Annotated in this window: 18 protein-coding genes; 9 read left to right on the plus strand and 9 right to left on the minus strand. The window is 44.5% G+C overall.

The window, feature by feature from the left end; translation table 11 throughout:
* Window positions 1-13: 13 nt before the first annotated feature.
* From pfkA to G5B00_RS03150, 3 genes are all read left to right on the plus strand, one after another.
* Window positions 14-988 (plus strand): 6-phosphofructokinase, encoded by a 975-nt coding sequence (gene pfkA, locus G5B00_RS03140; protein ID WP_163871796.1) that lies wholly within the window; start codon window positions 14-16, stop codon window positions 986-988.
* A 168-nt stretch (window positions 989-1156) separates the two neighbouring features.
* Window positions 1157-1465 (plus strand): hypothetical protein, encoded by a 309-nt coding sequence (locus G5B00_RS03145; RefSeq protein ID WP_163871797.1) that lies wholly within the window; start codon window positions 1157-1159, stop codon window positions 1463-1465.
* Window positions 1402-2109 (plus strand): BPSS1187 family protein, encoded by a 708-nt coding sequence (locus G5B00_RS03150; protein ID WP_163871798.1) that lies wholly within the window; start codon window positions 1402-1404, stop codon window positions 2107-2109. The genes G5B00_RS03145 and G5B00_RS03150 overlap by 64 nt, the downstream gene beginning before the upstream one ends.
* A 117-nt stretch (window positions 2110-2226) precedes the next feature.
* Here G5B00_RS03150 and galK read toward each other — a convergent pair whose 3' ends face one another.
* The 9 genes from galK to dnaG form a co-directional block, all read right to left on the minus strand.
* The gene (galK, locus tag G5B00_RS03155) at window positions 2227-3384 is read right to left on the minus strand and encodes a galactokinase (RefSeq protein ID WP_163871799.1); all 1158 of its coding nucleotides are present in this window, start codon (window positions 3382-3384) and stop codon (window positions 2227-2229) included.
* On the minus strand, window positions 3385-4425 hold the full coding sequence (locus tag G5B00_RS03160) for a UDP-glucose--hexose-1-phosphate uridylyltransferase (RefSeq protein WP_163871800.1): 1041 nt from the start codon (window positions 4423-4425) through the stop codon (window positions 3385-3387). It lies immediately after the preceding gene.
* Window positions 4426-4672: 247 nt separating this feature from the next.
* Window positions 4673-5929, minus strand: a complete 1257-nt coding sequence (locus G5B00_RS03165) for a metallophosphoesterase (RefSeq protein ID WP_163871801.1) — start codon at window positions 5927-5929, stop codon at window positions 4673-4675.
* Window positions 5930-5944: 15 nt separating this feature from the next.
* Window positions 5945-6973 (minus strand): ferrochelatase, encoded by a 1029-nt coding sequence (gene hemH / locus G5B00_RS03170; RefSeq protein WP_163871802.1) that lies wholly within the window; start codon window positions 6971-6973, stop codon window positions 5945-5947.
* A 72-nt stretch (window positions 6974-7045) separates the two neighbouring features.
* Window positions 7046-7894 (minus strand): 4-hydroxy-3-methylbut-2-enyl diphosphate reductase, encoded by an 849-nt coding sequence (locus tag G5B00_RS03175; protein WP_163871803.1) that lies wholly within the window; start codon window positions 7892-7894, stop codon window positions 7046-7048.
* Between the two features lie 156 nt (window positions 7895-8050).
* The gene (locus tag G5B00_RS03180) at window positions 8051-9031 is read right to left on the minus strand and encodes a hypothetical protein (protein WP_163871804.1); all 981 of its coding nucleotides are present in this window, start codon (window positions 9029-9031) and stop codon (window positions 8051-8053) included.
* A gap of 288 nt (window positions 9032-9319) precedes the next feature.
* Window positions 9320-10363, minus strand: coding sequence for a glutaminyl-peptide cyclotransferase (locus G5B00_RS03185; RefSeq protein WP_163871805.1), 1044 nt, complete (start codon window positions 10361-10363; stop codon window positions 9320-9322).
* 12 nt (window positions 10364-10375) lie between these two features.
* Window positions 10376-10729: a YraN family protein gene (locus tag G5B00_RS03190; protein WP_163871806.1), complete on the minus strand. Its 354-nt coding sequence runs from the start codon at window positions 10727-10729 to the stop codon at window positions 10376-10378.
* Window positions 10730-10736: 7 nt separating this feature from the next.
* The gene (dnaG, locus tag G5B00_RS03195; RefSeq protein ID WP_163871807.1) at window positions 10737-12707 is read right to left on the minus strand and encodes a DNA primase; all 1971 of its coding nucleotides are present in this window, start codon (window positions 12705-12707) and stop codon (window positions 10737-10739) included.
* 347 nt (window positions 12708-13054) lie between these two features.
* Here dnaG and G5B00_RS03200 point away from each other — a divergent pair, with 347 nt between their 5' ends.
* From G5B00_RS03200 to G5B00_RS03225, 6 genes are all read left to right on the plus strand, one after another.
* Complete coding sequence (locus G5B00_RS03200) at window positions 13055-14440, plus strand: nucleotide sugar dehydrogenase (RefSeq protein WP_205966276.1); 1386 nt, start codon at window positions 13055-13057, stop codon at window positions 14438-14440.
* A 142-nt stretch (window positions 14441-14582) separates the two neighbouring features.
* Complete coding sequence (locus tag G5B00_RS03205) at window positions 14583-15158, plus strand: RNA polymerase sigma factor (RefSeq protein WP_163871808.1); 576 nt, start codon at window positions 14583-14585, stop codon at window positions 15156-15158.
* A gap of 124 nt (window positions 15159-15282) precedes the next feature.
* Window positions 15283-16368: a FecR family protein gene (locus G5B00_RS03210; RefSeq protein ID WP_163871809.1), complete on the plus strand. Its 1086-nt coding sequence runs from the start codon at window positions 15283-15285 to the stop codon at window positions 16366-16368.
* A gap of 91 nt (window positions 16369-16459) precedes the next feature.
* Window positions 16460-19843: a TonB-dependent receptor gene (locus tag G5B00_RS03215; RefSeq protein WP_163871810.1), complete on the plus strand. Its 3384-nt coding sequence runs from the start codon at window positions 16460-16462 to the stop codon at window positions 19841-19843.
* Window positions 19844-19864: 21 nt separating this feature from the next.
* The gene (locus G5B00_RS03220; protein WP_163871811.1) at window positions 19865-21358 is read left to right on the plus strand and encodes a RagB/SusD family nutrient uptake outer membrane protein; all 1494 of its coding nucleotides are present in this window, start codon (window positions 19865-19867) and stop codon (window positions 21356-21358) included.
* A gap of 6 nt (window positions 21359-21364) precedes the next feature.
* The gene (locus G5B00_RS03225; protein WP_163871812.1) at window positions 21365-22228 is read left to right on the plus strand and encodes an endonuclease/exonuclease/phosphatase family protein; all 864 of its coding nucleotides are present in this window, start codon (window positions 21365-21367) and stop codon (window positions 22226-22228) included.
* Window positions 22229-22236: the final 8 nt, after the last annotated feature.

Raw genomic sequence — 22236 nt, forward strand, 5'->3', positions numbered from 1 at the left:
ATATTTTTGTAAAATGAGTAAAATAAAAAATATTGCAGTATTGACATCGGGAGGAGATTCTCCCGGTATGAATGCTGGAATTAGAGCCGTCGTTCGTACAGGTATTTATCATGGGTTGAATGTTTTTGGTGTGAGGCGAGGATATAATGGGTTGGTCAATGGAGAAATCGTCTCGATGGATGCCAAATCGGTTGCCAATATTATTCAACGGGGTGGGACCATTTTAAAAACTGCCCGTAGTGAAGAGTTCATGACCAAGGAAGGTCGGCAGCAGGCATTCGATAACATCCAAAAATTAGGAATTGACGCACTGGTCGTTATAGGAGGTGACGGAACTTTTACCGGGGCATCCAAATTCATCGAAGAGTTTGATGTTCCCATCATAGGTATGCCCGGAACTATCGACAACGACCTGGCCGGTACGGATTTTACGATAGGATACGATACAGCCATCAATACAGTGGTGGATGCGGTGGACAAAATAAGAGATACCGCAGAATCCCACGATAGATTGTTTGTCATTGAGGTTATGGGGAGGGATTCGGGATTGATCGCTCTTCGTTCGGGCATCAGTACCGGTGCCGAAGCCGTGTTGATACCCGAAATAGAAGTAGACTATACAGCTATCCTGGATCGCCTCGATAAAACACGTAAAAACAAGGCTTCCCGCATTATCATTGTTGCCGAAGGTGACGATGAAGGGGGGCTTGTCGTCGCAGACAAGATCAAGGAACGCTATCCGAACTATGATGTACGGGTATCTATATTGGGGCATATACAGCGTGGAGGTAAGCCTACGTGTATGGATAGAGTGCTGGCGAGTAGATTGGGGGTTGCTGCAGTGGAGGGACTGCTGGAGGGACGCCGGGGTGAAATGGCCGGCTTGATCTGTGGACAGGTTCAGTTTACACCATTCAGCAAAGCCATCAAGCATATACATGAGATCAATACCAACTTGACGAGGATCGTCGAGATACTTTCTTTATAGCATAAAAAACGCGGTAGGAATACCGCGTTTTTTATTGTTGTTCCTTTTAAAATTTTCCTTTCTTTCAATTCCCGGCTTTTTATTTATTTTAGGCCAATAAACAAATAATGGATTTGGTGTGCACCAAATATTTTCTTATGCGCGGAGCGTTTAAAATCCACGATTACTATGAAACCCAAATTTTTCAACATTTCAGTACTTGTTGTGTTGCTTACCGCAATATCCCATGATATAGCCAAGCCTATACCTCCGGAAGAGCGAAAATTACTGACTATCGAAGAACTGGATAAATCACGGGAATTTGATGTCACGTTGCAAATAAAACCAAGTGAAACCAATCCGGCCATTACCTATTGGGATTCTGCCCACGTGGTTTTTTATAACCCGCAAATAGTGAACAATAAAATTATGTTGTGGCTAGGGGGCACGGGGGCATACCCAAGAGAGTGGGTACGCCTTTTTTTCAGGTTGCTTTAGAACACAAGTATAGAGTTATTCAGCTATCATTCATTTCGAGGCCGGCGGGAACAGCGGTCTGTGCGGCTCCGACCCTTTATCCGACCTGTTATGAAGATTTTAGACAAGCCAGAGCTTATGGAAATATAAGTTTACCAACTATTCCCGATCAGCCTCACGATGCCATTATACCCAGATTTGTTAAACTATTGCAATACCTCAACACTACTGACCCGCAAGGGGGATGGGGTAATTATCTGGACGGGGACAAGCCGCGATGGGATAAAATCTGTATAGCCGGACAGTCAATGGGAGGGGGAATGGGCTTATATATTGCAAAAAAAGAGAAGGTAGACCGGGTAATTGCTTTTTCGGGGGGATGGGATGTGAAAAGCGCAAAGCCCAGGGTAATTGCCGATTGGTATTCAAGCCCTGGCGTAACTCCCGGAAACAGATTGTATGGTGTTTATCATGCACAAGAGGCTTTGGCCGGAATATTGACGCAACTATATCCCGCGTGTGACATCCCCGAAAGCCAAATTTACCGTTTGAGCGAACCGTTGAGAAATCCTAAGGCAAAAGGAAAAAATCCGTATCACGGGGAGGGTATATCAAATCCGGTGTATAAACCAATTTGGGAAACTATGTTAGGATCGGGTATATAGCGGTCGTATCGTGCACCCAAACTGTGAGGCCTTATAGTTTCTCGTTGAATTTTAAGAGGTCCGAGGGAGGCAACGCCCCCTCGGACCTCTTAAAAACCCGGCTTCTTGCCGCTCTTTTTATCCTATGACACTTGAACCTTCGTCGGCTTTGACAAAGATTGCTTCTAAATCCAGATTGAATCTATCTTTATAGATAGGGGCAATTTGATCTGCTATCGCCTTTCCGTATCCTTTTTTGACGATATTGATCGTACAACCACCGAATCCCCCTCCCATCATTCTCGCACCCACAACTTCGAGTATCTGTCTAACATAGTCTACCAAAAAGTCCAATTCCTCACAGCTCACCTCATATTCCTTACTTAAGGCTTGATGTGCCAAAAACATTTGCTTCCCAAGTTCGGGGATATCTCCACGTTTTAGAGCTTCGCATGCACGGTGCACTCTTTCGTTTTCTTCGATGACGTACTTACATTTGGTGTAGGTATCTGCATCTTTAGGCTTGACCATTTCATCGAGCATGGCTACTGCTGCATCACGGAGACTTTGCACTTTAGGATATTTTTCACTGATCCAACGCACGCCCTGTTCGCATAGCTCCCGTCTGTTGTTGTATGCTGAAGAAGCAAGCGAATGCTTCACATTCGTATTGAGCAACACGATCTCGTAGTCTCCAAGTTCCAGCGGTACGTGCTCATAGTCCAAGGAGCGACAATCCAACTTGATGACATGCCCCTTTTTGCTGAGTACGGATGCAAATTGATCCATGATACCACATTTTACACCGGCAAAAGTATGCTCGGCCAATTGGCCGATCTGTGCAATTTCCTTGCGATCAAAAGACAAACCAAACAATTCGTTCAACGCAAAGCCTACAGCACATTCGACTGCAGCAGAGGAGGACAAACCCGCCCCCAAAGGCACGTCGCCATCTATGTATAAATTGAATCCGGAAAGGGCCTTGCCGCGTTCCTGTATCTGATGTACTACACCTAAGATGTAGTTGGCCCAATTCACTTCCGAAGGTTTTATTTGATTTAGGTTCGTTTCAAAGTCTTGTTGGAAATCTTCGGCATAAAGATGGATTTGCTCGTCGTTTCTTTTCCCTACAGCGACATAAATGGCTCTATCTATTGCTGTAGGCAATACAAAACCACCATTGTAGTCGGTATGTTCACCGATGATGTTGATCCTGCCGGGAGATTTAGCCAAAAGCTGTGGTGTCGACCCGAAAACTTCCTCATATCTTTTTTTTAATTGTGAACTCGCTATCATCTATTTTTGCTTATAATGTGTAGTCGATTGATTTCTTAGTACTTCCGCTGCATATTCTGGTGTGATATCTCTTTGGGGATTGGCCAACATCTCGTACCCGACCATAAATTTCTTGACCGTGGCCGACCGCAGCAGAGGTGGGTAAAAGTGCATATGCCAATGCCATGCGGGCTGGTCTCCATTGTTGATTGGGGCTTGGTGCATACCTGCCGAGTAAGGGAACGATGTCTTGAAGATATTGTCATAACGGATGGTCAGTTCTTGCAGTGTCTTCGCCAGATCCATTTTTTCGTCTTCCGTAAATTCCAATATATTCGTGATATGCCTTTTGCTGATGACCAGGGTCTCATAAGGCCATGCCGCCCAAAAAGGGACCAATGCCACGAAATGTTCGTTATCTACAATGATACGTTCTCCTTTTTTGAGTTCTACCTCCAAATAGGCACTTAACAAAGATTTTCCTTTCTCTTGGTAGTACTTTTTCAGTTGTATGCTTTCTTTCTGGATTTCGACAGGCAATGAGCTCTGTGCCCATATTTGTCCATGTGGATGGGGATTGCTACAACCCATGATTGCACCTTTGTTTTCGAATATTTGTATGTATTTGATCCAATCCTTTTGAGCGAGCTCTTCGAATTCTCTTTGCCATAGGTCCACAACGGCCTTGATGGATTCGGTATCCATTTCCGGAAGGGTCAGGTCGTGCCGGGGAGTAAAGGAGATCACCTTGCAAATACCTTTTTCTGTTTCGGCTTGTAACAGGTCTTCTTCATTGTACTTTTCCAAGGTGGAATCTTCCAATAATGCGGAAAAATCGTTGACGAAGACAAAGCTGTCTTTGTAATCGGGGTTCATGGTGCCGTCTGCCCGTGCATTGCCGGGGCATAGATAGCATTTGGGGTCGTATTGCGGTCTTTCATCTGTTGCAGCATCTTCTACCTGCCCCTGCCAGGGACGTTTGCTGCGATGGGGAGAGACCAATATTTTTTCGCCCGTCAATAGGTTGATGCGAGTATGGGGCTGATCTAAAAAAGAGAACATATCTAAAATACAATTGATTGTGGGAATAAATGTACAAATTACATTTATTTTTTGCAAACGTAGTTGTATTTTTTTGAAATTTTGCGGAGAATGGAAAAAATAATGTTAAGGTAGATATGGATATTTTTATAGAGATGCAATGCCTGAGTGCCGTTAAGCACACATTGGGGCTCTATTATGAGGGGTAATAGCACATGGTACGTCTACCTACCGGTAGGCAGGTGTACGCCAGCAATCAAACAAACAATTACCCCCTCACCAATTCAAAAATTGTAATCTCCGGTAGGATCCCTACACGACCGGGGTATCCCAAAAAGCCAAAACCGGTATTGACATACAGCTGTTGATTTTTTTCTTTATATAGCCCTGCCCATTCTTTGTACACAAATTTTGCAGGGCTCCACTGGAAATGTTCACCTCGTACACCGAACTGCATACCGTGCGTATGTCCGGCAAACATGACGTCGATGTCTGTGTCAAGGACTTGTGCCCGCCAATGTGAAGGGTCATGAGACAGCAACAGTTTGACCGGTTTTTCATCTGTTCCGGATAGAGCTTTTTGTAGGTCTCCTTTTTTAGGGAACCTACCTGTTCCCCAGTTTTGTACGCCTAGGACGGCAATCTCTTCGTTGTCTACACGTATGGTTCTATTTTCATCCATCAAGATATCCCAGCCCATGACGCGGTGTGTCTGGATTAGGTTTTGTAGATTTCTGCGTTTGACAGGACTGTCTTCCTTTCCATAATAGTAATCTCCATAATCGTGATTGCCCAAGGTAGAAAATACTCCCAAGTCCGCTTTCAGTCTGGAAAAGATGTCCTGATAATCCCGCATCTCGGAGGCTACATTATTCACGAGGTCTCCGGTAAAGAAAATCATGTCTGGTTTTTCGTGCAAGAGCATGTCTATACCGCCCGATACGGCTTTATGGTTGTAGAAAGATCCCGAATGTACATCGGATAATTGTGCGATGCGCATGCCGTGGAAAGCCTGGGGTAGATTAGGTAAGACCAATTTTTGCCGACGTATCCGATAGTCATACGCTCCGGAGATAATGCCCCATGACAAGGGAATGATCGGCAATGAAGCTATGACGATACCCGATTTCAACAAAAATTCAGACCTGGAAATACCATAAGTTGGATTTTCGGGTAATGGTTTTTCCAGATTATCAATGCGTTCTGCAGGAGACTTGCCTTTTCTCGACGAAAAAAGTCGGGTGACCCATACGCCGCCCCGACGGAGATCGTCCATCATGACCACCAGGATATAGATAAACTTGCTAATGGCTGTCATGAAAAAGGCCACTAAAATGATAGATCGGTAGCTCAATGGAATATTAAACTTTGCTGCCACAAATAATCCGGCAAACAATAGGAGGGAATATCCCCACCATGCAAAAGGGAACCATTTCTTGTGTATAATCTTGATTTTTGTTGCGCGAAGTGCAAAAAATATATAAAAATCAAAAACGAACAATAATACTGCATTAAATATCAACATCTCTATTTCTCTTCCTTAATTATGTAAAGCCATACGTTTCAAGGCTTGTATCCATTTTGGATTATCATTTAGACTCTCTACCATTATGACTTGCTCACCGCCCAATTGTTTAAATTCATTTGCATATTCTACCTGGATTTCGTCCAGTGTTTCTATACAATCTGCTACAAAGGCGGGGCTGAAAACTAGTAATTTTTTGACACCTTTGCGTGCAAGGTCATGCAAGGTATCCGAAGTATAAGGCTGGATCCAGGGTGTCTTGCCCAGGCGAGACTGAAAACAGACCGTATATTGATGCTCTTGCAATCCTAATCTTTTGACAATAGCCCTTGTTGTGCTGTAACATTGTGATAGATAACAATAAGGCTTGGTTTCCGTTGCGCAGGATCTACAGCCTTTGTCGTCACATTGCAGTTGCCCGGCTGGGTCTACTTTGCCCAATTGTCGTACAGGCAGGCCGTGATAGCTGAATAGGATATGGTCAAAATCATTCAGATCATGACGTAGGGCGTGTTCGGAAAAGGTTTCCACAACCAAGTCATCCTCACAAAAATTACTGACGAAGGATACTTGGGGGAAATATTGCCAGGTGCGCATGGTTTCCATGACCTTGTCTATGACGGACCCGGTAGTCGCAGAAGCATATTGTGGAAAGAGTGGAATGATGCGGAGGGATTCCAAAAGCATTCCTTCCATTTTCTTTAAAGCCGACTCAATGGATGGATTCTGATAGCGCATAGCCAGCTCTACATGATATTCGTCCCCCAATTCTTCTTGCAACATTTGCTGCTGTACACGGCTATAGTACATCAAGGGAGAACCGGTTTCTTCATCCCAGATCGTCGAATAGGTTGCTGCAGATTTTGGTGCTCGTTTGGGCACGATTACGCCTTTTACCAGCAGTGTCCTGCTCCAATAAGGGATATCCATGACCCTCCCGTCCATTAAAAACTCCCTGAGATATTTGCTCACGTCCGGAGTAGTAGGTGAATCGGGGGTTCCTAGTTGGACCAACAAAATTCCCTTTTTTGCTTTCTTGACCATGAATACAAAAGTAGATAATTTTTAAGGCGTTGATGGGCTAATAGATTGAAAATGAAAATAAGATGACCCAAATTATAATATTTCGAGGGCTGCCTTTACCTCTTCCATAAGCCACATAGGTGTAGAAGTAGCTCCGCATATGCCTATGGTATCACCATCTTGAAAAAGAGAAGAGTCCAATTCTTCCGGACCGGAGATGAAATAAGAGTTTTCGTTGGCCGTTTTACAGACGTCGTACAATACACGGCCGTTGGAAGACTTTTTACCGGAGACGAAAACGATTTTGTCGTATTGCCTCGCAAAATCACCCAAATCTTCGTACCGGTTGGAAACCTGTCGGCATATCGTATCGTTGGCCTTTACCTCATAGCCCCTATTGGTCAGTTCTTTTTTGATGGCATAGAACTTGTCCACACTCTTTGTCGTCTGACTGTAAAGGGTAAATGAAGGTGGAAGATCGACTGAGTTCAGCTCGTCAATGTCTTGGAAGACCGTCGCCTCATTGTTGGTTTGTCCTTGGAGGCCGATGACCTCGGCGTGGCCGTGTTTTCCGAAGATCAGAATTTTTTCGTCTTCATCGTGCGAAGTCTTAATCCGATTTTGTAGTTTCAGCACGACGGGGCATGATGCATCGATCAGGGTAATGTTGTTTTCCAGGGCAATTTTGTAGGTTTCGGGTGCTTCACCATGCGCCCGGATGAGTACCTTTTCATTGGTCAATGTCGGTAGTACCTCGTGATTGATGATACGTAGGCCCTTGGCCTTCAACCGTGCGACCTCTTCATCATTGTGCACAATATCTCCCAGACAGTACAGATAGCCGTCCTCTTCCAGGATTTCTTCGGCCATGTCGATTGCATACACGACCCCAAAGCAAAATCCCGAATCTTTATCGATCGTTACTTGCAAATTCTTACCCATACGCTACAAAAGTATAAAGTAAAAAGTGAAAATTAAAAAGTAAAAAATCAAATCTGGACAAAGGGTATAATGTTTGAGAAGGATCGGGCAGAAGAGAAGCCGGCCTTTCATGCTCGAAAGGCCGGCGTAATAAAGTAGATTACTATATGGGTTGATTTAGTTCAAAGCATTGATCAGACTGATCAGATTGTTTTTGGTTGTGGTGTTCAGATCGGCGTCCGTGATAGCAATAGTGCCGTTGGCTACGATGGTTGCCGGTTTGATGGCATACACGATCGTACCGTTGCTCTCAGAGACGAAGACGACGTGTAGGTTCATACCGATAGGGATAAATCCATAGTGCTCGGAAAAGAATTTGTCCTGCGCATCGTAGGTATCCAGCTGAGCCAATACATTTGGTTCATTTTCATAAGCGAGGTACACACCTGCGTTGTCACTGTTATAGCCGTTGGGTACGGTGACCTTGATCTGTGTTTTATCTCTTGGATCGTTATAGAAGCGGTCTACATTGGCCCAGCCGAATTCATCTCCCCAGATATCGTACCCGACACCTTGCTCATTGGCACGTATTCCACCTTTGCCGTCTGCACCTTCGACTTCGTCCCATACCAGGTTACCTTCGTCGTTGATCTGGCCTGTCCATAGCTTCATGCCAAAGTCTAGTGCTCCGGTATTTGCTGCCGGGATATGGACCTGAAAAATGCACCCTGCTTTCAATTCTTTGCCACCCTTTTCGACTTTTATATTGTATTCTCCTCCGGTTACCAGAGGCAATAGGTTGCCCTCCTCGTCTTTTCCCATGACGGGTTTGTTGGTGGCGACCATATTTCCACGGTCGTAGATCTCGATAAAGGATAGTGTAACGTCTCCGTCGACACTGTTGCCGTTTTCGTCGTGGATACAATCCGAGGGGATGGTGAGTTTGGCACCTTTTTCGGAGGTGAAAGTAATCCCTTCTTCCGCTTTGAATGTCTGTTGCTGCACAAGGTCTTTGAGGGCCTTTTCACGCAGGGCTTTGAAATTGGCGGATGATGCTGATGCCAAACCTATTTCCGTACCATCGTTTTTGCAGGAAGAAGCCAATACAGCTATGCCACAGGCAATAGCGAATAATTTTGATGTCAATGTCGTTTTCATAATGATTTAATTTTAAAGTTTACTACTCGTTTAGCTTTATATCATCATGATGAAGACATTGTTACCCCCTGCATGGGTAGAAATTTTATTTTTTCTTTAGATGAGTTAAAAAAACCTTTGGCAATTATATACTTTAGCAACCAACCCGTCATTTCGACGAAGAATGAGGAGAAATCTATGGATGAATTAGATTAATTTCCCATTTGGCCATAGATTTCTCTTCGTCGTACCTCCTCATCGAAATGACGACAAAGCTTGGTTAAAGAAATATATAATCACTAAACCTTTTTATCGCTCTATCATTTTGATTTCAAAGAGTTTTGACCAGAGCTTGCCCGTCACGAAAAGCCTTTTGGCTACCGGATCGTAGGCTATTCCGTTCATTTCATTGTCATATTGCTGCCTATTCTCGGTATAGAGGCCCACCAGATTGATTTTGCCTTCTACGATTCCTGTTTGGGGATTGATAATGACGATGATATCCTGTTGGTACACATTGGCGTATACTTTACCATCGATGTATTCAAGTTCGTTTAGATTGTCTACAGCCCCATTTTCATCGTACACCGTAATGAAGTTTTGTTCCTGCCCTGTTTCGGGATGCAGGAAATACAGCCTTTCAGAGCCATCGGATTTGATCAGATGGTTGCCGTCGTATGTCAGTCCCCAGCCTTCTTTACTATTTCCGTATTGGAATGTCCCTAATTGCTTGAATGTACTCTTGTCATAGAAGAAGCCTATATTGCTGCGCCAGGTGAGGAAAACGATCTTGTTGCCGACAATGGTCATCCCTTCGCCAAAATGATCTCCATCTATCTCTTCCTTTTGCAATACCTTGCCAGTTGTCAATTCGACTTTTCTCAGCGAGGTTTTGAGTTCGGTCCCATGAGGGCTACCGGTGCTTTCGTAGAGGAAACCGTCTGCAAATTGAAGCCCCTGTGTGTACGCATCTATAGCGTGGGGGTAGGTGTTCACGACTTCAAACCCATAGTTTTTCGCGGCTTCGGGCAAAACCCGGATATTGCTGTATGCGATGTCTTCTTTTCCGTTGACATACACTTTGGCCGTCAAGGAGCGATCGCCTAGGGCCAGATTCTTTGTGTCCAATAGCAGGCTGGAGGTGTCCTGCCTTTTTTCGAGAATCGTACCGTCTACAGAGTAGATTACCGAATCCAATTGGGACTGAGGAAAATGTAAGGTTATCTTTAACGTTTCGCCATATAAAGCACGGTGGCCCGAGACAGGGCTTACAAATTCCAGTTTACCAGTCTTACAACCAATCAAACTTAGTACTGAAAGCAGCGAAAAAACTAACGTTAATCTATTCTTCATGTTGTCATTGATTTAATTGCTCCAAAAGGCATCTCTGATCAGTTCTACCTTTTGGGTGGATAAATATACGGATACTATATCAAATCGGATATCTCCCTCGTAGGAATAATCTGCTAAAAAGGCTTCGGCAGCCCGGATCAGACGTTGCTCCTTGGCGTGATCCACAAATTCATAGGGCAACCCGTAGTGGTCTGATTTTCGGCTTTTCACCTCGACGAAGACCAAGATACCTCTCTCTTTGGCTATGATGTCGATTTCTAACCGTTTGAAACGCCAGTTTTGGAAGAGGATCTCATAGCCCAGTCTTTTGAGATATTGGACAGCAAGGGCTTCGCCAAAAGAGCCTGATTCCAGATGCTTGGCCATGTTGCGGTTATTTGATGATGGTATTCCCCAAAAACTGGCCAAGGATCTTTTCGGCCTCCTTCAATTTTTGATATTTGAACAGCAGGACTTCCATATCTTCCGGAGATTGTGCATTTTTCATTTCTTCACGTATTTTCATGATTTCTGTGGCACATTTTCGTTTCTTAATGCGATAGATAGCCTGCATAACCAGATCTTTCAGATGCTCGATTTCCGTACTGACATAAATTTTTCTTTTATCATCGTTCCAATTGGGACTGATCTCGTACTGCGTGGCTATGCAATCAATGGCAAGATCGGCAACTTCCTTATTAGGGTGCGACAGGAAGAAACGGGCTTCGGGTACTTCAAAATTCTCCGCCTGTTTTCTGAATTCCTCTATGATGGTTACACTTGGCGGATCAACAAAAGTTACGTCATCTATACTCCCCAACAGATAGGGTGCTACGGGAATATCACTGCTGTCTTCCCAAGTGACCAGCTCTCTGCCGTAATTGAGCAGGATACGGACAATCTCGCGCTCCTGTATGATCTCACCTGTAGGTCCAAAGCCCGGGGAAGGAGAAATTTCGGAGACTGTGCCTTTTTCTTCCTCTGTCAAGAAAAGATCTGCAGGTGGCTCGTTATTGTTTGTAAAATTCTCAACACTGCCTTTTTTACTCTTAGCCTTGCTTTTTTCTATACGGATCTTGTTGAGTTCGGAGAGCAGGGCCCGCTCCTCGATGTCCAATAATGTGCTGCATTGCCGGATGAATACGGACACTTTGATCTCGTCTGGGATCAGGGCAATACTCTGCACGACATCGCGGATCACTTCCGCTCGTTTGATAGGGTCATTTTCCGCATCTTTGAGGAGGATGTGTGTCTTGTAGAAGATAAAATCCTCTTGATGCTCCCGAATATATTCTTTGAAAGCCGTAGAACCTACCTGCTGTACGTACGAATCAGGGTCGTTGCCGTCCGGGAACAACAGAACTTTGACATTCAGCCCCTCTTCGAGCAACATATCTGTACCCCGTAGGGAGGCTTTTATGCCGGCAGCATCACCATCGTACAGGATGACAACATTTTTGGTGAATCTGGACAACAAGTGAATCTGTCCTGACGTGAGGGAGGTGCCCGAAGAAGAAACTACATTTTCTACCCCTGCTTGGTGCATAGAGATCACATCGGCATACCCTTCGACCAAGTAACATAGGTCTGCATCCATAATGGCTTTTTTGGCATGGCTGAGTCCATACAGCACGTCGGATTTGTGGTAGATCTCGCTTTCGGGCGAATTGACGTATTTTGGAGTTGATTTTTCGGTTTTGAGGGTACGTCCACCGAAACCTATAATCCGTCCGGTCAAGTTGTGTATCGGGAAAATAACCCGCCCCCTAAACCGATCGTAGAGGCTCTTGTCATCCCGTTCTATGGCCAGTCCGATTTCGGTAAGATACGCGGGCTGAAAACCTTCTGCCTTTGCAGCATCTACCAAAGCTGTCCATTGATCCGGAGAATAACCGAGATCGAATTTTTTGATGATATCTTCTCTATAACCCCGTTCTTTGAAGTAGCTTAGGCCAATGGATTTTCCCAGATCGGTGTCCCAGAGTTGTTCTTTAAAAAACTTGCCGGCCCATTGGCTTAGTACATAGAGGCTCTCACGCCTGTCCTGAGCGGCCATTTGCTCCGGTGTACGTTCGACTTCCTCGACCTCAATGTGGTATTTGTTGGCGAGGTAACGGATAGCATCAGGATAGGAGTACTTCTCCAGTTCCATTACGAACTTGAGCGCATCTCCACCAGCACCGCACCCAAAGCATTTGTAAATCCCCTTGGACACCGATACGTGAAACGAAGGTGTCTTTTCATTGTGAAAGGGACAATTGCCGATCAGGGAGGTACCTCTTTTTTTTAAGTCCACAAAATCTCCTACGACTTCTTCGATACGTGCCGTGTCCAGTACTTTGTCTATGGTTTCCTTCTTGATCAATGCCTCTAAGGGGTTGTGTTTTCAAAAATAGCAAAAATATAGTTGTCAAAAAATATATGTTGGCACACGAACCATGAAGTGGTTCGTGCACTAGCGAAAGGTAGTCTTTCTAAAAAGCATTTAATACATTTCCTCTAAGCAAAGATTCTCAAAGGCAGAGGAGAGGTCGATAAACCGCGAAGCGCTCATGAACTTAGCGAAGCGGTCTCATTCATTCCATAAAAAGCAAACATTCATGAATAATGCCTTTGGAAACATACACTCAATAATTCATTTTTATGTGCAACACAATTATATTGCACATAAAAATGAATTTATCTAAGTTTGTCTCTAACAAATGCAAAACAATGGCGATTGAAGTAAAAAAAATATGTTGTATAGGTGCTGGTTATGTAGGTGGTCCTACCATGTCTGTCATTGCGCAGCAGTGTCCCGATCTTCAGATCACACTTGTGGACATGAATGCAGAGCGTATCGCAGCTTGGAATGATGAAAATCTAGACCATCTCCCGATATACGAACCCGGGCTTGCCGAGATAGTAGGCAAAGCAAGAAACCGGAACCTGTTTTTTTCTACGGACATTGAAAAAGCAATCGATGAAGCGGATATGATCTTTATTTCTGTGAATACCCCGACCAAAAATTATGGAAAGGGTAAAGGGATGGCCGCAGACCTTAAATTTATCGAGCTGTGTGCACGGCAGATTGCCGATGTATCCCGGACGGATAAGATCGTCGTCGAAAAATCAACATTACCTGTCCGTACGGCTGCGGCTCTCAAGAGTATTCTGCACCATACAGATAGTGGCGTCAATTTTCATATCCTTTCCAATCCCGAATTTCTGGCGGAAGGGACAGCGGTGCAGGATTTGTTGCAGCCCGACCGTGTACTGATCGGCGGAGAACAGCCTGAGGCAATCGATGCCTTAGTGAATATATATGCCAGATGGGTCGGTCGGGACAGAATTCTCACGACCAACCTCTGGTCTTCGGAGTTGTCCAAATTGACCGCCAATGCTTTTCTGGCGCAACGTGTGTCTTCTATCAATGCCATATCCGAACTCTGTGAAAAAACCGGAGCCAATGTAGATGAAGTCGCGAAAGCTATTGGTATGGATTCCCGTATAGGGTCAAAATTTCTTAAAGCCTCTGTCGGTTTTGGAGGCTCTTGCTTCCAAAAGGACATCCTCAATCTCGTCTATATCGCACGTTCGTACAATTTATATGAAGTCGCGGACTATTGGGAGCAGGTCATCCTCATGAATGACCATCAAAAGAGGCGCTTTGCAGAAAGGATCGTACAGACGCTGTTTGATACGGTGTCGGGCAAGCGTATCGCCGTATTGGGTTGGGCCTTCAAAAAGGATACCAATGACACCCGTGAGTCAGCAGCCATATATGTGACGGACTATTTGTTGAGTGAGCAGGCCAATATTGCCGTTTACGATCCAAAGGTACCCGCTCAGAAGGTGTTTGTGGATCTGGATTATCTGAACAGCAGGAGTGCCGAAGAGAATAAAGAATCGGTTTCTGTGTACGACGATCCCTATGAGGCTTGTAAGGGTGCACACGCCGTTGCCATCTTGACCGAGTGGGACGAATTCAAAACATATGATTGGTCGAGGATCAAAGAAGGGATGAAAAAGCCGGCCTTTATTTTTGATGGGCGCAAACTGCTCGATAGGTCGGTGGTCGAAGGTCTGGGATTTCATTATTATGCGATAGGGGAGTAGCTTTTTGTACTTAAGGTCTAGTGATGATGTGCTTTGAGTTTACAAAAAGTTAATTTGCCCATATAAGAGATGAATTATACCTTTATGTCATAATTAGCGTATCTGAGGGAATATGCAGCACGCTTTATGATAACCTATTGCCATGATGGACGCAGACATACTATATCGGTTCAAAAAATCAGATGATACTGCATTTAGGATTATTTATGATAATTACTATTTGAAAGTATTTCAGTATGCCCTTGCGCTAGTTAAAGATGTAGATCAAACCAATGATATCATCCAATTGAGTTTTATCAAACTTTGGTTGGGACGGGAGCGGTTAGATGTCGAGAAAGGATTAGATGCATTTCTATACAATATCGTAAAAAGCCAGATTATCGATTTCTTTCGGACACTCAAACGCAATGAAATACTAAAGCAAGAGTATATTACACACTTGGGTGAGACATATACCGATATGATGGATATACTGATGGCAGATCAATTGTATGTTAAGATTGAAGAGTATATCCAAAAACTACCCAAACAGCAAGCCCGGATTTTCAGGCTCAACAAATTGGAAGGCTATACGATTGATGAAATTTCAAAGCAGTTGGGTCTGTCCAAACAAACAGTAAAAAATCATCTTGTCCAGGCAAGAAAGAATCTAAGAGGTAGCCTGTCCGAAGAAAGCCTTATTACCGGATTGATTACCTGCTATATCTTCTTGTCTTAGCGCTGGCCATCGCTAGAGATATTTTTTAAAAACAATCAAAAATCTCCTTTTCCAAAAAAAATTCTGGTAGACTGGTACTTTTTTCCTTTTGATTCGTATTGGGTGTATTAAGAGGGAAATATATATGAGCGAAAAAGAATACCTTAAGCTTCTTTTTGATAAGTTGGTGCAGGGAAAACTGTCTGGCGAAGAGTTAGATATATTTCTGGATCTCAGCGAAAAGCATAATAAATATTTTGAGGAACTGTTGGCTAGTCGATGGGAAACCACAGAAACAGATAGGATTCATCCATTGCAGGTCGGGAAAACACGTACGCCTATTGTTCGGTTATTGCTTAGCCGGGTAGCAGTGCTGATCCTGGGGCTATCTGTGCTGTCTGTCATTGCTTTCTATTATCTCCGTAAGCCGGGTACAGAAGTGCCGGATCTGGCAAACACACATGTGTTATCAGAAGATAATATCATGGAAAACGGTACCATAGAAGTATCGGGAGTCAAGGATAAAATCGTGTTGACCGATACGGCATCTTATATCGATCAGGAGATTTTGGCAGGAATATTACAAAATGCAGGAGTCGATACCATCGTGGTGCGATCCGGCTTGCGCCAAGGACTGGTCTACACCCTGTCCGATGGAACGAAGATCAAGCTAAACCAAAACGCTTCACTGACCTATTATTCCAGTTATGATCGGGACAACAGGACCGTTTCGCTGGATGGAGAGGCTTTCTTTGATGTGCACAGGAATAAAGATCTGCCTTTTGTCGTGAAGACAGGCAATGGAGATATAGAAGTGCTCGGCACATCTTTTTCCATCAACAATGCATCACGGAATAAACTGGCTGTGTATCTAAAAGAGGGTAGGGTACGCTACAAGAACCGAGATAAGGAAGAGCAGATGACACCCGGACAGTACCTGACCTACGATCTGGGAAGAGATGTTTTGCAGGTCACGCAAGTAGAAGAACTGGAAGCTATGGATTGGTATTACGACCTGTTTTATTTCAATCATGCTTCTATCCATGATGTCATGGCCAAGCTTGCCACCTATTATGGTTTTGAGCTTGTAGATCGTACTTCCGGACATAAGGGAAGCTATTCGGGAACGATCTCTAGGAAGGAATCTCTGGAAAACGTCATCAAAATATTGGAGCTAACCAAAACAGTAAAACTTGATAAAGAAAGGAGGATAATCGTCATCAATCCATAGACCGTATAAAAAAACAGGTGTATGCGACTACACCTGTTCGACAATTTACGCAAACCGCATAAATCTTCTAATTGAAATAACAATCGATCTAATGTACGAAAAAAATAAATTACCAGGCTATAAACAATCTTCGGGATTGAGAATTAAGCTCATTCGTCTGAAAGCCACATTACTTGTTCTGGGAGCTTTGTTTGCCTCTTCTTTGTATGGCTTTAGTCAGACCTTTTCGGTCAATGTCAGCAACAAGACGCTCAAGAGCGTACTGTTGAGCGTGACAAAAGAATCGGGCTACCACTTTATTTATGACAACGATCTGTTGGATGATCAGCAGATGGTGTCACTGGCACTCCAAAATGGAGAAATCAATAGTTTTTTGAATGTTCTTCGGGACAAATATGGTATCCGCTACAGGATTACGGACAAAAGTATCGCTCTGTTTTCGACAACGGGTAGAAAGTCTTCGCAACAAGGAAGAACGATAAAAGGAAGAGTACTGGATGAAAAAGGGGTAGTGCTTCCCGGTACCACAGTCCGGCAAAAGGGTACTTTGCAGCAAACTGTTGCAGATGAAAAAGGTGAGTTTACCATAACCCTGGAAAGCGGCTCAAATACATTGCAATTTTCTTCCGTGGGCTATCAGGTAGAAGAAGTCACCGTGGGTGCCGAAAGCGATATCATTGTTCGGCTTAAACTAAGAGTAGAGACGATTTTGGATGTCGTGGCCATAGGATACGGAGAAGTCAATAAAAGAGATCTGACCGGAGCCGTGGCCTCGGTGAATATGAAGGAAATTGAAAAAATGCCGGTCGTGCGGGTAGACCAGATGCTACAGGGTAGAATTGCCGGAGTGGACCTGATTTCTACAGGGGGCGACCCGGGTGCCGGTACGTCTGTCCGGATCAGAGGGACACGCTCGATCAATGCAGACAATGAACCGTTGTATGTGGTCGATGGGATCATAGATGCCGGAGACCTCAACAATATCAACCCGACCGATATCGAATCCATACAGGTACTAAAAGATGCTTCATCGACGGCAATCTACGGATCTAGAGGTGCCAATGGGGTCATCATCATCAACACCAAAAAAGGAGCTCCGGGTAAAGACGTATTCAATTACAGCAGCGAAGTCGGAGTCGCTTATCTACCTAGGTTTTTGGATATGATGAATGCGAAAGAATATGCCGAGATGGTCAACGAGAACTATTGGTTTAATTCACCTACCGGAACGAATCCGCCTTATGCCGATCCGGAAGCATTGGGTGAAGGTACCAATTGGACCAAGGAAGTGACCCGTACAGCACCTTACAATAACCATACATTCTCTTCATCCGGAGGAAATACCGGGCTACGATATTATTTGTCCGGCAACTATGCCAATCAGCGGGGAATCATCAAAGCTTCCGGGTTTGAACGTTACCAGGGACGGTTGAATTTGGATAAGACTTTTTCCCAAAAAGTCCGGGGAGGTCTGCGATTGAATTATTCCCGGACAAAAGAAGACCTGAACAAGATCGACATCGGCTCCCATGCCGGATGGTGGAATTCCACTTTGGCCATACCACCGACGATGCTTGTATATGATGAAGGAGGCGAAGAAGGTGGTGTATTTGAAGACTGGAACGAAGGATGGTACTCTGGTGGGGTTATCAACAGCCCGGTGGCGTTGGTAGAGCTCATGCGGCATGATGTCACCAAGAAGAACCTTTGGACAAATCTATTTTTGGAATATGAACCTATACGCAACCTGAAGTTTAAGACATCTTTTAGCAATACCAACTATTTCAGGAATGAGAGCCGATACGAACCGTCATCCTTGCCACGGCGAAATTTTCTCGAAGCCGGAGGTTACGCGGTCAAGTCCGCCTATACATTTGAAAAAGTATTGAGCGAGACAACGGTATCTTATGCAAAGAGCTGGGCAAATGACCATCGTTTCAATGCTTTGGGCGGATTTACTATACAAAAAACCTCAGGCGTCACGCAGTGGCAAAGAGGACAAGGCTATATGGTGGACGCGACCGAGGACAACAATATGGTAGCAGCAGAGAAAGAAGCGACAGTAATCACGTCCAATCTGGTAGAGACAGCGATGGTATCCACATTGGGCCGCTTGAACTATGATTACAAAAGGAAGTACTACCTGACATTCACTGGCCGGGCGGATGGAGCATCTAATTTTCCTCCCGGAAAGAAATGGGCGTTTTTCCCGTCGGGAGCTTTCAAATGGGCGATGTTGCAAGAACCCTGGATGCGCAATCTGCGGAATACTCTGGGTGAAAGTTCCTTGCGGTTGAGTTTTGGTACATCCGGCAATCAAGCTATTGCGACATATGGCTCGCAGGCCAGATTGACAGCCAATAATAATGGTTATCTCTTCAACGGCGCGGCTCCTATTGCCTATCAGTTTGCCAATATCCCCAACGACAATCTGAGCTGGGAAACGTCAAAGCAATGGAATGCAGGGCTAGACCTAAAACTTGTCAACGAGAGAGTGTCGTTGACATTGGACGCTTATAGCACGACGACACGGGACCTACTGCTTACCGTACAATTACCACAGCAAGTAGGTTTTGTCGATAGGTTGGTCAACCTAGGAAAAACACAAAATAAAGGTCTCGAGGTACTATTGAACACAGTCAATGTACAAGCACTGTCGGGCTTCAAATGGACAAGTTCGTTTACTTTTGCCACCAATGACAACAAGGTCTTGGATCTAGGGCCATTGGTGCGGGTGACAACCGAGACAAATTATGCAGCTCCTCAATACTACATGTATGGCTACGAAGTGGGTAGACCGGTATCCGGCCTTTATGGTGTGCGATATGCCGGTACGTGGAAGACCCAGGATGAAATCAACGATTGGGGAGGAAGCAGATATGTATCTATCCCGTCTTTTTACCAGCTTGGGCGACAACGCTATATCGATGAAAACGGAGATGGTGTACTAAGCGAGGCTGATGAAGTTTATCTGGGGCAGACTGAGCCAAGGTATCAGGGAGGTCTGGGCAATAATTTTACCTACAAAGGCTTCGAACTTGATGTGTTTTTCCACTATTCGTTAGGTGCAAAAATGTACAACCCTATTGAGTTTAAGCAGGGTGTCGGATATGTCGGGCCAAACCAGTTTAGGTATATGATAGACAGGTGGCACCCGATCAATAATCCCACATCCGATCTCCCTAGGGTCAACTCGCAGGACTTTGTGGCTACAGACCGCTTTGTACACGATGCATCTTTTGTGCGGCTTGGGTCTATGCGTTTTGGTTATACATTCAATCAGGCGAATATGCCTATCAAGACTTTGCAGAATCTCAGCCTCTATGTCACCGGAACCAACCTATATCTGTGGACAAAATATAATGGCTATGACCCGGATGTCAGCAACAACTCGTCATCCACAGTCCGGAGAAAAGATGATGGTGTGTATCCAAAGAACAGAACCATAGCATTCAGTATATCAACAAGATTTTAAGGATACAGCAATATGAACGATATGAAAAAGTTAATCAAGCGATATGTATTAAACCTGGTTGTTCTTTTGGCGACAGTGTTTTCTTTGGCCGGTTGCGAAAAATTTTTGGAAGAGAATATGAAAAACGCAGCATCACCGGATAAGTTTTATACCAGCGAGGCAGAGGCTCAGGCTGCGGTAAATGGAGTGTATGCTGTGCTGTACGATATTTTTTCCAATCCCGAATTCTTTTTCGCGGCCGAGGGCAGTACAGATCTGATGGTCATGATTACCGAACGTAATGTCAACGGAAACTTTGGCTATTCGCCGGTAGCCCCCGGAGTGGGACAAGAAGTGTGGAAGCATGGCTTCAAGGGGGTCATGTATGCCAATAATACGATAAGCGGCATAAAGAAGTCTGCCCTTTCTGCTGAAATTAAAGATAAATTGGTGGCTGAGGCGACCACTTTGCGTAGCCTGTATTACTATATACTGACCAATACGTTCAGTGATGTGCCGTACTGGTCCGAGGGTTTGCAAAGTGAAGATGATGTGAACCAAGTCATTGCTTTGCCTCGTAGTGACGCAGATTCTATCCGCAGTGTACTGATGGAAGAATTGGAGGAGTATGCCCCTTATCTGTTGGAAAAAGCTGAGGGAGCCAATATAGGTCGGATCACCCAGGGATTTGCCTACGGTCTATTGGCCAGATTGGCATTGACGAACCGAAACTGGGAAAAAGCAAGGTGGGCGGCAGAGCAGGTCGTGAATCTGGCCACAGACAAGGGAATCTATACATTGGTCGACTATAGTGATATCTATAAGATAGAGAACAACAAAGAATCTATCTTCGAGATACAATATTCTTATTCGGTGACAGGGCTCCAACGCGCGCATCAGATCTATAATTGGTGTCTGCCCACGCCCAAGGATGGAAGCAAATACAATGGGGTAGATCTCGGTGCTAGCTCTGCTACACCTTATGGGGCGGTCAGGCCGACAAAAAGATTGGAGTCCTATTATTCAGATATCGATCGACGGAAGGCCCATGTATTGGCTTCGGAGTACAACGGGCAGGAGTTTAATCGGTTTAGATCCTCCGGGCGCTATTGGCTGGGGCCAAAATTCTGGGACATCTATGCAAATAACATTGCCAGCGGTCGAAACCTTATTTTCATGCGTTATGCCGATATACTACTGATGATGGCCGAAGCATCGATAGAGTTAGAAGAGCTCGGCGATGCCAAATATTACATGGATCTGGTTCGCAACAGGGCCAATATTGGAGGGGTTTCACTAACAGACCAATCGACCATGCGCGAAGAACTGCGCAAAGAGAGAGGCAGAGAATTAGCAGGAGAATTTACGCGCAAGTGGGATATTGTGCGTTGGGGGATTTTCTACGAGAGCATAAAATCTGTGGCAGAAGATTATGCTGCCGCCGCGGAAAATGTAAGGCCACATAATATGTACTACCCTATACCGTCATTGGAAATTATGAAAAATCCAGCTTTGAGACAGAATAACGGATATTAAGTAAGTATGAAAACATATATCATAATCGCTGTGCTTATGCTGTCCGTGGTATTGGACAATGCCGGCTATGCAGCTTGTACAGGACAAGGTGATCCGTTAAAGATCATGAACTACAACGTATTGGTCGGATTCAATGGGAGCAAGATGTACAGAGAAAAGTACAAGAACTGGATCAAAGAGCGCTTGCCTGATATCATCGGTTATCAGGAAATGAGTAAATTCACAGAAGATACTTTTGCAGCTTTTGCCCAAAGCTACGGACATTCCTATACTGTTTTTTTTGACACAGGGAGTTGCTGCCCCTTGGCGATATCGTCTAAATATCCTATTTCCAATATCCAAAAGATAGGGATAGGCCTGCACCATGGCGTGATTACGGCCGAAATAGAAGGTTATAGATTAATCGTCTTGCATCTCGACCCATCAAGCTGGCAACAACGTTTAGTAGAAATAGATAAAATATTGGCTATCATTGATTCGCTTCCGAAAGAAAAACGATTGATGATGGGCGACTTCAATTCTTTCTCTCCTGTGGATGCTGACGTGTACAGTACACAGCAGGCACGTTTGGCACGGGCCATTAAAGCACAAAGTAAGAATATCAACAATGGAAATTTTGATTATAGCGTGATACAGCGGGTCATCGATGCAGGATACATCGACAGTTGGTGGGAAAAACACCGAAAATTTACACACACCTGTCCGACCAATCTGCATTCTACAGCTGGAAGTGCCGACAAATTAAGGATTGATTATATATGGACAAGCCCGGATTTGAAACCTGAGATCAAAGACTGTGAGGTCGTGTATGATGGGACGACACACATATTGTCCGATCATTATCCCGTGTTGCTGACCCTAGAACGATAAAAATTAAG

Origin of the sequence: Parapedobacter sp. SGR-10 (genome assembly GCF_011030405.1) — a bacterium.
Lineage (GTDB): Bacteria > Bacteroidota > Bacteroidia > Sphingobacteriales > Sphingobacteriaceae > Sphingobacterium.